Annotated in this window: 13 protein-coding genes; 11 read left to right on the forward strand and 2 right to left on the reverse strand. The window is 49.0% G+C overall.

The genetic code is table 11. The features are described 5' to 3' along the window. The first annotated feature begins 1 nt into the window (after window position 1). From buk to P400_RS0108360, 5 genes are read left to right on the forward strand one after another with little or no spacing between them, the layout of a single operon-like run. Window positions 2–1,093, forward strand: coding sequence for a butyrate kinase (gene buk / locus P400_RS0108340; RefSeq protein ID WP_026825755.1), 1,092 nt, complete (start codon window positions 2–4; stop codon window positions 1,091–1,093). Next, complete coding sequence (gene lpdA, locus P400_RS0108345; protein WP_026825756.1) at window positions 1,077–2,486, forward strand: dihydrolipoyl dehydrogenase; 1,410 nt, start codon at window positions 1,077–1,079, stop codon at window positions 2,484–2,486. The genes buk and lpdA overlap by 17 nt, the downstream gene beginning before the upstream one ends. A gap of 12 nt (window positions 2,487–2,498) precedes the next feature. After that, a complete protein-coding gene (locus P400_RS0108350; RefSeq protein WP_371742740.1) occupies window positions 2,499–3,506 on the forward strand; it encodes a thiamine pyrophosphate-dependent dehydrogenase E1 component subunit alpha in 1,008 nt (335 codons plus the stop codon). Continuing rightward, window positions 3,506–4,483, forward strand: a complete 978-nt coding sequence (locus tag P400_RS0108355) for an alpha-ketoacid dehydrogenase subunit beta (protein WP_026825758.1) — start codon at window positions 3,506–3,508, stop codon at window positions 4,481–4,483. The genes P400_RS0108350 and P400_RS0108355 overlap by 1 nt, the downstream gene beginning before the upstream one ends. A 12-nt stretch (window positions 4,484–4,495) precedes the next feature. Then, complete coding sequence (locus P400_RS0108360; RefSeq protein WP_026825759.1) at window positions 4,496–5,812, forward strand: dihydrolipoamide acetyltransferase family protein; 1,317 nt, start codon at window positions 4,496–4,498, stop codon at window positions 5,810–5,812. A 44-nt stretch (window positions 5,813–5,856) separates the two neighbouring features. Here the strand turns inward: P400_RS0108360 and P400_RS0108365 are convergent, their stop codons facing one another. Continuing rightward, window positions 5,857–6,072 carry a hypothetical protein gene (locus P400_RS0108365; protein ID WP_026825760.1) on the reverse strand — a complete coding sequence of 72 codons (216 nt, stop codon included), beginning with the start codon at window positions 6,070–6,072 and terminating at the stop codon, window positions 5,857–5,859. Between the two features lie 516 nt (window positions 6,073–6,588). Beyond that, window positions 6,589–7,362, reverse strand: a complete 774-nt coding sequence (locus P400_RS0108375; protein WP_026825762.1) for a sporulation protein — start codon at window positions 7,360–7,362, stop codon at window positions 6,589–6,591. Window positions 7,363–7,461: 99 nt separating this feature from the next. Between P400_RS0108375 and P400_RS0108380 the strand changes: the two genes are divergently transcribed. The 6 genes from P400_RS0108380 to P400_RS0108405 all read left to right on the forward strand — a co-directional run bounded on the left by P400_RS0108380 (window position 7,462) and on the right by P400_RS0108405 (window position 11,921). Beyond that, a complete protein-coding gene (locus P400_RS0108380) occupies window positions 7,462–8,646 on the forward strand; it encodes a class I SAM-dependent methyltransferase (protein ID WP_026825763.1) in 1,185 nt (394 codons plus the stop codon). 34 nt (window positions 8,647–8,680) lie between these two features. Continuing rightward, window positions 8,681–9,109 (forward strand): BrxA/BrxB family bacilliredoxin, encoded by a 429-nt coding sequence (locus P400_RS0108385; protein ID WP_026825764.1) that lies wholly within the window; start codon window positions 8,681–8,683, stop codon window positions 9,107–9,109. A gap of 56 nt (window positions 9,110–9,165) precedes the next feature. After that, complete coding sequence (locus P400_RS0108390) at window positions 9,166–9,507, forward strand: DUF952 domain-containing protein (protein WP_026825765.1); 342 nt, start codon at window positions 9,166–9,168, stop codon at window positions 9,505–9,507. 184 nt (window positions 9,508–9,691) lie between these two features. Continuing rightward, entirely contained in the window at window positions 9,692–10,483 is a 792-nt protein-coding gene (locus P400_RS0108395; RefSeq protein WP_026825766.1) for a transporter substrate-binding domain-containing protein, read from the forward strand. A gap of 59 nt (window positions 10,484–10,542) precedes the next feature. Next, a complete protein-coding gene (locus P400_RS0108400; protein WP_026825767.1) occupies window positions 10,543–11,202 on the forward strand; it encodes an amino acid ABC transporter permease in 660 nt (219 codons plus the stop codon). Continuing rightward, window positions 11,199–11,921, forward strand: a complete 723-nt coding sequence (locus P400_RS0108405) for an amino acid ABC transporter ATP-binding protein (RefSeq protein WP_026825768.1) — start codon at window positions 11,199–11,201, stop codon at window positions 11,919–11,921. The genes P400_RS0108400 and P400_RS0108405 overlap by 4 nt, the downstream gene beginning before the upstream one ends. Window positions 11,922–11,927 lie beyond the last annotated feature (6 nt).

Genomic DNA, 11,927 nt, shown 5'->3' on the forward strand with positions numbered 1-11,927 from the left:
GATGACGAAACGGCTAATTCTTGCAATCAACCCAGGGTCGACCTCGACGAAAGTTGGATTGTTTGATGGGAAGGAAGAAGTGATGACTCGCACGGTTCGTCATGAGATTGACGTGACCGGCCTCACTCTTCCGGAGCAATTGCCTCATCGTGAGCAAGAAGTACGTGCCTTGTTAGAAGAGACTGGCATCGCGGTCAACGATTTGACCGCGGTCGTCGGTCGTGGTGGCTTACTTGCGCCAATGACATCGGGAACATATACCGTCAATGAACTCATGCGTGAGGATTTGACGAGCGGTCGTTTCGGGATGCACGCATCCAACCTTGGTGGATTGATTGCTTCTAAAATTGGTGAGCACGAAGGAGTCCCGAGTTTCATTGTCGATCCAGTCGTTGTCGATGAGATGCATGAGTTGGCCCGTAAGACGGGTATGTCAGAGATTGATCGTCGGAGTATTTTCCATGCTCTTAACCAAAAGGCCGTTGCGAAGCGATTCGCATCTGAAAATGGAAGCGATTACAACGAGCTGAATCTCATTGTTGCGCATCTCGGTGGCGGAATCACTGTCGGTGCACATGCGGCCGGCCGCGTCATTGATGTGAACAATGGACTGGACGGGGACGGTCCGCTTGCACCAGAGCGTGCCGGTTCAATTCCTGTTGGACAGGTAGTAGAACTATGTTATAGTACCAGGTATAAAGAATCGGAAATGAAGAAGAAAATTGTTGGTCAGGGCGGACTGTTCGCTCACCTCGGAACATACGATGCGATTGAGATTGAACAACGCTTAGAAACAGGTGACGATGAGGCGAGACTTTTGTATGAGACGATGGCTTATCGCGTCGCTCAAGAGATTTCTAAACATGGGGCGACATTATGTGGTCGTGTAGATGCCATCTTACTGACGGGCGGGATCGCATATTCCGACTGGCTGACTGACAAGATTAAGGAGCGTGTCACTTATCTCGCGCCGGTACACATTTATCCGGGTGAAGATGAACTAAAAGCGTTGGCTGAAGGTGCGCTTCGCATCATCGAGAAGGAAGAGACCGCACGAGTTTATGAGGGGGATACACATGGCACAAGAATTTGATGTTGTCGTCATCGGTGGAGGACCAGGAGGATATGTGGCCGCGATTAAAGCGGCCCAGGCAGGAAAATCTGTCGCAATCGTCGAGGCGAAGAAGTTAGGCGGCACCTGCTTACATAGAGGATGTATCCCGACGAAGGCGCTCTTAAAAGCGGCACACGTTTATCAAACGGCGAAACAGAGCGCGACGTATGGTGTGGAAACAGGAGACGTGACGTTCAATATGGAACGGGCCCAAACGTATAAACGGGATCTCGTCTCCGGTCTTGAAAAAGGAATCGAGCATTTGATGAAACAAGGAAAGATCGAAGTGTTTCGGGGGAAAGCCTCCATTCTTGGACCAAGTATCTTCTCACCACAACCAGGGACCGTATCGGTTGAAGATGAAACGGGTGAGTCGGAACTCATCTTGCCGAACCAATTGATTATCGCCACAGGATCGATTCCACGTGAGCTTCCTGGGTTACCGTTCGATCACGAGCGTATTTTAAACTCAGACGACTTGCTCAATTTCGAGACACTACCTGAATCGATTGCGATTGTCGGTGGCGGTGTGATCGGAGTCGAATGGGCATCGATGCTCGTCGATTTGGATGTGAATGTGACGTTGATTGAAGTAGGCGATCGTTTACTCCCGCTCGAGGACAAGGCGGTCTCCCGTGAAGTGGAGCGGTTATTGAAGAAGCGCGGTGTTCGTGTGAAGAAAAGTGTGACAGTCGATGCGGAACGGACATTGATTCATGAAGATGCGGTGGAACTTGCTGTTGGGGAAGACATGTTGAACGTTGACTGTGTCCTCGTCTCAGTGGGTCGTGTCGCTAATACAGAAGACCTGGGGCTACAAAATACGTCCATTGTCGTCGAGAGCGGGATCATTCAAGTCGATAGCCAGTATCGGACGAAAGAACGTCATATCTTTGCAATCGGTGACTGTATCGGGAAGCTACAACTCGCCCACGTCGCTTCAGCAGAAGGAGTGAAGGCCGTCGAGACGATTCTTGGTCTTGAGCCGACACCACTCGATTATATGCTCATCCCACGCTGTGTATACAGTGTCCCTGAAGTCGCCTCGGTCGGTCTGACAGAAGAAGCAGCAAAAGATGCGGGACATGACGTGAAGACAGGGACGTATCGCTTCAACGGCCTCGGGAAAGCGCGCATTGAAGGGCAAGCCGACGGATTCGTCAAACTCGTTTCGGACAAAGAGACAGATGACCTGCTCGGTGTCCATATCGTCGGACCGAAAGCGACTGAACTCATCACTGAAGGCGGGCTCGCACTCGTCTTGAACGCGACCGCTTGGGAGATGGGGCAACTCGTTCACCCACACCCTGCACTAAGTGAGGCTTTCCAGGAAGCGGCGCTCGCCGTCGATGGATTACCGATTCACGCCTAAGGAGGAACAAGGATGGAACAGATGACTGTAAACTCATATGAAGAGCTCGGCTTAACAAAACAAGATTTATTGGCGATGTACGAAACGATGGTGCGTGCGCGTAAAATTGATGAACGGATGTGGAAGTTGAACCGCGCCGGGAAAATCCCGTTCGTCGTTTCGTGTCAAGGTCAAGAGGCAGCGCAGGTCGGGGCGGCGTTCGCACTCGAAAAAGGAATCGACTATGTCCTCCCTTACTATCGTGATGTGGCGGTCGTCCTACACTTCGGTCAAACTTCAAGAGACTTGATGCTGTCGGCGTTCGCGAAAGCGGAAGATCCGAACTCGGGCGGTCGTCAGATGCCTGGACACTTCGGCTCGAAAGAGCATCGCATCGTGACGGGTTCATCTCCGGTTACGACACAAGTCCCTCATGCTGTCGGAATCGCACTCGCAGCGAAGATGAAAAAAGAAGAGCTCGTCACGTTCGTCTCGTTCGGTGAAGGGTCTTCCAACCAAGGAGATTTCCACGAAGGTGCAAACTTTGCCGGTGTCCACAAACTTCCGGTCATCTTATTCTGTGAGAACAACAAATATGCGATCTCGGTACCACTCACGAAGCAGTTGGCATGTGAAAGAGTATCTGACCGGGCGAAAGGTTACGGGATGCCAGGCGTGACAGTCGACGGGACCGACCCGATTGCCGTTTATGCGGTCGTGAAAGAAGCGCGTGAACGTGCTCTGCGCGGAGAGGGACCGACACTCATCGAAGCAGAAGTGGAACGCCTCGTACCTCACTCATCAGATGACGATGACAAAGCCTACCGCTCAGCGGAAGAATTGGCTGGATTGAAAGAACGGGACGGCATAAAACTATTCCGTCAGCGCCTCATTAACGAGGAGGTCGCTACGTCTGATGTGCTCTCGGAAATTGACGAGAAGATTGATTTAGAAGTGAACGAAGCGACGACGTATGCGGATAAGGCACCGTACGCTGCGCCTGAATCTGCAATGGATTACGTCTACGAGGAGGAAAAATGATGAAAACGTTTATCGAAGCGATCAACGAAGCGATTCATGAGGAAATGGAGCGCGACGAAAACGTCTTCGTCGTCGGAGAAGACGTCGGCGTTCGCGGCGGGGTATTCCGTGCCACACAAGGGTTGATTGAGAAGTACGGGGAAGGTCGTGTCATCGATGCACCGCTCGCCGAGAGTGCGATTGCTGGTGTCGGTGTCGGAGCTGCGATGTATGGGATGCGACCGATCGCAGAAATGCAATTCGCAGACTTCATCATGCCAGCAGTGAACCAAATCGTATCGGAAGCTGCGAAAATTCGTTACCGCTCGAATAACGATTGGACATGTCCGATGGTCATCCGTGCGCCTTTTGGTGGAGGAATCCACGGGGCCCTCTATCATTCGCAATCGGTCGAGGCGATGTTTAGTTCGACGCCAGGCCTTAAAGTCGTCATTCCATCAGACCCGGTCGATGCGAAAGGATTATTGAAAGAGGCGATTCGTTCAAACGACCCGGTGCTCTTCTTTGAACATAAGCGTGCCTATCGTCTTTTGAAGGCAGACTTGCCGGCGGACGAATATACGGTCGAAATCGGTAAGGCGGCAGTCAAACGTGAAGGCGATGACATCACGATCATCACATACGGTCTCTGTGTACACATGGCACAAGAGGCAGCGAAAACGCTCGAAGAGGAAGGGATTAGCACGCACATTCTCGATCTTCGTACTGTCTACCCACTTGACCAAGAGTCAATCATCGAAAGCGTGAAGAAAACGGGGAAAGTGCTACTCGTGACAGAGGACAACAAAGAAGGAAGCATCATTGGAGAAGTCGCGGCGATCATCGCAGAGAAAGCGCTTTTCGAACTCGATGCACCGATTGAACGCTTAGCGGGCCCTGATGTTCCAGCTATGCCGTACGCACCACCGATGGAAAAATTCTTTATCGTATCCCCAGAAAAAATTGCCGAGCGGGCACGTCAGCTCGCGGCGTTTTAAGGAGGCTTCTCCATGGAACAAACGATTACAATGCCCCAACTCGGGGAGAGTGTGACAGAAGGAACGATTACGACTTATCTCGTCAAACCGGGCGACCGTGTGGAAGAATACGAGCCACTAGCTGAGGTCATGACGGATAAAGTCACTGCTGAAATTCCGGCGACGAGTGCGGGAACCATCAAAGAATTCCTCATTCCAGAAGGGGAGACGGTCAGCGTCGGGACACCGGTACTGACGATGGAAGTAGAAAGTGCCGAGGAATCAGCGGTTGAGACGAAGACCGAACCGATCGCAGAAACGACTCCTGCAGAACCCGTGGCGAAGCAAGCAGTCGCTGTCGCTCCGAAAAAACAAAGTGGCAACGGGCGTTTCTCTCCTGCAGTCATCCGACTCGCCAATGAGAACGACATTGACTTGAATGACTTAAGTGGGAGCGGTCTAGGTGGACGTATTACCCGTAAAGATATTTTACGTTACCTTTCGGATGGCCGCCCTTCGACTCCAGATCAAGCGACGCAGGCACCCGTTCAAGAGACGATGGTACAGACGAAGATGGACGTTCCGACTGAGGCACCACGTCCTGTCGTCGAGCCGTCGCAACCGGTCGCATCGACATCCACTTCTTCTGGACGCTATGAATCCATTCCGACAGCAGGTGTACGTCAAGCGATTGCGAACAATATGGTCCGCTCAAAACACGAGGCCCCGCACGCATGGCTCATGATTGAAGTCGACGTGACGAATCTCGTCGACGGCCGGGCAAAACTGAAAGACGAGTTCATGAAACGGGAAGGTGTCAAATTGACATTCATGCCGTTCTTCATGAAAGCGGCGATCGAGGCATTGAAGAAATATCCGATGATGAACTCGGAGTGGGCGGGCGATCATATCAAAGTTCACCAAGACATCCATCTTTCTGTGGCTGTCGCGGCAAACGACGCCCTTTATGTACCGGTCATTCGTCAAGCGGATGAGAAGAACATCAAAGGACTTGCTGTTGCACTTCAAGACGTGGCGTCACGTGCGCGTGAGAACCGTTTGAAGGCAGAAGAGATGCGTGGCGGGACGTTCACGATCAATAACACAGGTGCGTTCGGTTCGATTCAGTCGGCACCGATCTTGAATTACCCACAAGCGGCGATTCTCTCGGTCGAGTCGATCGTGAAGCGTCCGGTCTGGGTGAACGGGATGTTCGCGGCACGCGACATGGTCAACCTTTGCATGTCGGTCGACCATCGCGTCCTCGACGGTCTCGTCGCAGGACAGTTCTTGCAGGCGATCAAGCAGTCGCTCGAGTCCATCGACCCGAACACGTATACGTTGTATTAATTGATGAAAAATGGAGGCGCTCCCGAGTTGGGGCACCTCCATTTTTATGCGTTATAGCCGAAGAATAGCGTGAAGACAAAGCTTACGGCTGAGATAAGTAAGAGAAGGATCGTCAAGGACATGCCCATTGTGACGATTCCTTTAGACAGTCGGTGTTTGGATTTGTAGAGTGCGTACGCAAACACGAGACTGAATATGACGAACGTCGCGAATAGTGTGAGCGGGATTGCACGGTCTTGGAGTAACTGGAGTATATCCAAAGTTAAATCATCCTTTCTAATCATGCACCTTCTCAAATCGCCGTTGATGGACACGGTACATAAATCTGGTAATCAGAACGAAAATGAGAAGAAACATCCAATATACAAAGATATAGTCTAAGGCAAACCCGGGAATCCCATCATGTCTGACTGAGGAAACCCAAAGCAGGCAGAGAGAGGCCGGGAAATGGAGGAAGAGTACAAGATAAGGTACGAACTTCAGGAATGATAAGGCATTTGTCGACGGATTACGCATTAAACCCATCGCAATCAAACCGATCCACACCTCGAGCCCACCAAGCGTGAAATAGGCGAGTGAATCAGTAAAACTAGTCTCTAGAATGGGTAAGGCAAGTGGCGCAAGGCCGAAACTCCCGATCATTATTAAAGCGAACAAGATGTAGTCACCTCCTGAAAATTTGACTCCTTATAACGATTGTAAGATATTGGATGTAAGAACTCAACGTCCCACTAAAAAAACACGCCATTCCTATGAATGACGTGTCGGCTAGTTCCTTAAATCGATTGTTCGATCATCGTTTCGATGTCACGACGGACTTCAGCTACAGATAAACGAGCGATGTCATAGCGCACACGATGAGTCGATTCGTCTGAACCCGTCAAGTCGGCAAAGAGACTTCCGAGATCGTGGACACTGCGGTCGACTTGAATGAGAAGTTCAATCGTGTCCTCGTTCTGTAACATCACGACTTCGACCTCATCTAACTGGCGACCGAAACGCGAACCGTTCGCTGAATACTCGAGTTCTTGTGCAATCGGAAGGCGACCGGACCGGTGGCGTGCCGGAAGCATCTCTGTATCGGCTTTCTTCAGGCGGAAACCGAGCTCGTCCATCGCACCTAAAATGACTTGTTGGGCGGCGTTCGGTTGCACGGTGATCGCATCTTCATCTTTCGGGTCTACGGCTTGGGCGATATCTAGCCCCGTCTCAATCCATGATTTCGATTGGCTGACAGAAAGAGGTGTGTTGAACGGGACGTTGACTGTGAATTGGATTTCTTTCACTTCCCCTGGTCCAATCATAAACGGCGCCTCATTCAATAAAATCTTTTCAATCGTAAACGTCGAGTGTGTGATTTTGTCGTTCACTTCATGTTTATATAACGTGTTGAAGAACAGATAGATACTATCAACCGATTGTTCGACAGAACCGCCTTCGATATGGACGACCCCGTTCAGTTCCCCGCCGGGCATACAGTGGCTTTCATTCAGGCGCGTATCAACTTTTGCGGCACCGATTCCGATTGAAGATAAAATCTTTTTAAACATATGTGTGTCCTCCTTTGACGTAACGCCGTCTTCGTGTAATAGTATGTACGGACAGGTGAAACGATATGTTTCAAAATTTCTTAAAAAGGATTGAATCCATTGGAATATACAGCATTATTAGAACGTCTCGAAGACGTTATTCAATCAAATCATCTCGTGTCAGCGACCATCAGTCAACCCCGCCAAAAATCAAGTGATTTAAGACGGGTCAAATTGAAACCGGTCCTGATTCGGAATGCATATCATATCCAGTTCGAGTATCAGTATGAGCGTGTGATGAATCATAAAAATTTGACACCAGACGAGGCCGTATCGGAAATGATCGAGCTCCTCGAAACGTTCAGACAAGGTCAGTTTCAATTAAAAGAATCTGATCTTCAGTTCCAGTTATCGAAAAAGTTCAAAGTGACATTGAAAGAGAAACATACGGCTCAAAAAGAAGTTCAATTGAGCCATAATCGAGAAAAACAGTACGTGCTACCACTTGACGAACCGGTCCCATTCTTGATTCGACTAGGCATTCAATCTACAGACGGGAAAGTGAAACGACAAAAGTACGACAAATTCAAACAAATCAACCGCTTCCTCGAGTTCATCGAGGATTCACTCAAACATTTACCTACGGATCGCACTGTCCGTATTCTCGATTTCGGTTCGGGCAAATCGTATTTGACGTTCGCGCTCTATCACTTCTTACATGAGATGAAAGGGTATGACGTCCACATCACGGGACTCGATTTGAAGAAAGAAGTCATCGAAGAGTGTGCATCCATCGCGAAGGATCTTGGCTATGAACGGCTGGAGTTTTTAGTCGGGGACATTAATGAATATGAAGGGGAGACGGCCGTCGATATGGTCGTGACGCTCCATGCATGTGACGTGGCGACCGATATGGCATTGGCACGTGCCGTCCGTTGGGGCGCAAACGTCATCTTAAGCGTCCCGTGTTGCCAAAAAGAATTGAATCGTCAAATCCAAGCACCGAACTTGGACGTGATGCTCCAACATGGACTGATCAAAGAACGTTTCGCCTCCCTCGCGACAGATTCGATTCGGGCAGAACTGCTTGGACTTGTCGGGTATGATGCACAACTGCTCGAATTTATCGATCTCGAACACACACCAAAAAATATTATGATTCGTGCCTATTTGACGAACCGCGTGGCAACCGCTGAGACGAAAGCGCGTTATCTCGCCTTCAAGCAAATGATACATGCCGATCCGTTCTTAGAACGAGAATTGAGCGATAGACTTGTCCTCGAGGTGGAACAAGACGTAAAATAGGAGAGTATAGACGAATGTCGAAAGGGGAAACAACATGGATTTTCAATTATATTTTCAAGATGTAGTCGAACAAGCGCGTAACGAAGTACGTGCTGCAGGATACACAGAGCTCACGACACCGGAAGAGGTGGACGGGGCACTCAAAAAAGAAGGGAAGACACTCGTCCTCGTCAACTCGGTATGTGGCTGTGCAGGCGGCATCGCGCGTCCGGCCGCTGCGTACGTGAACAAGATGGAAGGTGTAAAACCTGACCACTTCGTTACTGTGTTTGCCGGTCAAGACCGTGAAGCGACTGACCGTGCACGGGAGTATTTTGAAGGATATGCACCGTCTTCACCGTCAATTGCTCTTCTTGAAGATGGAAACATCGTGACGATGGTAGAACGCAGTGAAATCGAGTCAGCTACTGCTGAAGAACTCGTCGATCAGTTGCAAACATTGTTTGACATCTATTTCTCATAATCACACATCGGCGCAAAGGCCCTGCCTTTGCGTTTTTGTAAAAAGGGGCAATGCATATGGAACCAGTCATCAAAATCATGACGGAGGCAGAATATATGATTGCCCTGTCACGCGGTGAAATCAATGAACCATCACTTCAATCCGAAGGGACAATCAAATGTTGTACACCGCAGCAAATAGGAAAAGTGGTAAAACAATCTTTTTTTGGAGAGTCGGTCGTGCTCGTCTCGCTCCACGTTAACCGACTAGGACAGCTGTTACATTATGAACTAGATGAAGACGGGGAGCGCTATCCGCACGTGTATAGTGCCATCCCTATGTCTTCTGTTAAACAGGTTCAACCATACGGGTCTCGCGACAATGGAACGGTCACATATTTCGCTTTCGAGCGGATGTGACCTTCTTTTTTTTAAAATAAAATGCATGAATATACTTTACAATTAATAATTATGTGTATATAGTGGTTGAAGATACAAGTCGGACAACTGATGTGTCATTGAACAGTTGAGCTGCAATGACACATATGTCATAATTTTGTTAAAGTTCTGATAATTGTCATTTAACTACGAAAGGAAGATGGAGATGAAAAAAGGTTTTCTAGCATTATGTTTAGCAGGACTAGCCGCGTTTTCGGTCGCATGTGGGACAGACGAGAATGAAGGAGGATCGTCATCGACCGATGGGGAAGATGACAAAGTCATTGTCATGGGAACGAGTGCCGATTACTTCCCATATGAGTTCGTCGATACGGCGAATGGCGACGACATCGTTGGATTTGATATCGATATCGCCAAAAAAGTGGCGGAAAACATGGGATATGAATTGAAAATTGAAGATATGGATTTTGGTAGTTTACTTGGAGCACTCAATGCAGGGCGTGTCGATTTCGTCATGGCTGGGATGACACCGACTGAAGAGCGTAAAGAGAATGCTGATTTCTCGGATATTTATTTCACTGCGGTGAACTTAATCTTATCGAAAGATGACTCACTTCAATCTCTTGAAGACTTGAAAGGCAAAAAGATTGGTGTCCAACTCGGTTCGATTCAAGAAGGAATCGCACAAGACCAGATTCAAGACGCAGAAATCGTATCGTTGAACAAGATTCCTGAGATTATTCAAGAAATCAAGACGGGACGTATTGACGCGATGGTCATTGAAGACACGGTCGCGAAGAAATACCTCGATCAAGACAGTGAGTTGACAACATTTGAAATCGTGGACGAGGAAGAAGCAGGTTCTGCTGCTGCCTTCCGTAAAGACGATGAGCTCCGTGATCAATTCAATGAAGAGTTGAAGAAGATGATCGACAATGGAGACATTGACGAGTTAGCACAAAAATGGTTTGAAGAAGAGGCTGCACCAGCCGAATAATGAATCGTACGGGGCTGACTGAAGAGAACTCGGTCAGCCTTTTTTAGGAGGAACTTACAATGGATTTTAGTCGGATTTATGATTCTATCCCTTACATACTCGAAGGGATTCCAGTCATGTTCCAAGTCGTCATCGTCTCGGCATTGATCGGGATCACGCTTGGGATTGTTGTTGCTACGTTGAAGATTGTGCCGAACCGCTTGATTAACTTCCTCGGTCATGCTTATACGGCCGTGTTTCGTGGAACACCGCTCATCTTACAACTCGCCATCATCCACTTCGGATTGCCGCAACTGACCGGCTATATCACGACACCTTATCAGTCGGCGGTTATCGCCTTCTCACTGAACTCGGGGGCGTATATTTCAGAAATCATCCGTGCCGGTATCCAAGCAGTCGACAAAGGTCAATGGGAAGCATCGGATGCCCTCGGTGTCCCTTATGTGAAACAATTACGTTCCATCATCTTGCCGCAGGCATTCAAGAATATCTTGCCTGCTTTAGTGAACGAGATGATCACGTTGACGAAAGAGTCTGCCCTCGTCTCGACGGTCGGAGTGCTTGACATCATGCGCCGCGCACAAATCGTCGGTGGGCAGAAGGCAATCTACTTCGAACCGCTTCTATTTGCCGGTGTGATATACTTTACAATAGTGATGATCTTGACGTATCTTGGACAACGTCTTGAAAAACGGTTAAGAAAGAGTGATGGAAGATGATCGAGGTAAAAGACCTATACAAACAATTTGGTGACTTAGAAGTATTGAAAGGAATCACGACGACGATCGAACGTGGTGAAGTGGTCGCTGTCATCGGACCGTCCGGGTCTGGTAAATCGACATTTCTACGTTGCTTGAACATGCTTGAGATTCCAACGAGCGGGACGGTCAGTGTCGACGGGTTCGAGCTAACGAAAAAAGGTGCGAACGTCGCCAAGGCTCGTCAAAATATCGGGATGGTGTTTCAACAATTCAACCTGTTCCCACATATGAGCGTATTGGATAATTTGACTTATGCGCCGGTCAATGTGTTGAAGGTGAGTAAAGCTGAAGCACTCGAACGTGCGAAAAAATTACTTGAACGCGTCGGACTTTCTGAGAAAATCGATGCCTATCCGAGCCAACTTTCAGGTGGACAAAAACAACGTGTCGCGATTGCTCGTGCCTTGGCGATGGAACCGAACGTCATGTTGTTCGATGAACCGACGTCAGCACTTGACCCGGAAATGGTTAACGAAGTACTCGATGTCATGAAAGGCTTGGTTGAGACGGGAATGACGATGGTCGTCGTCACACACGAAATGGGCTTCGCCCGTGAAGTGGCGGACCGCGTGCTCTTCCTCGACGAAGGGATCCTCATGGAAGAAGGCAAGCCGGCTGACCTGTTGTTAAACCCGCAAACAGACCGGGCAAAACGCTTCTTGGAGAAAGTGTTGTAATCTGAT

This window comes from Exiguobacterium marinum DSM 16307, from assembly GCF_000620845.1.
In the GTDB taxonomy this organism is placed as follows: domain Bacteria; phylum Bacillota; class Bacilli; order Exiguobacteriales; family Exiguobacteriaceae; genus Exiguobacterium; species Exiguobacterium marinum.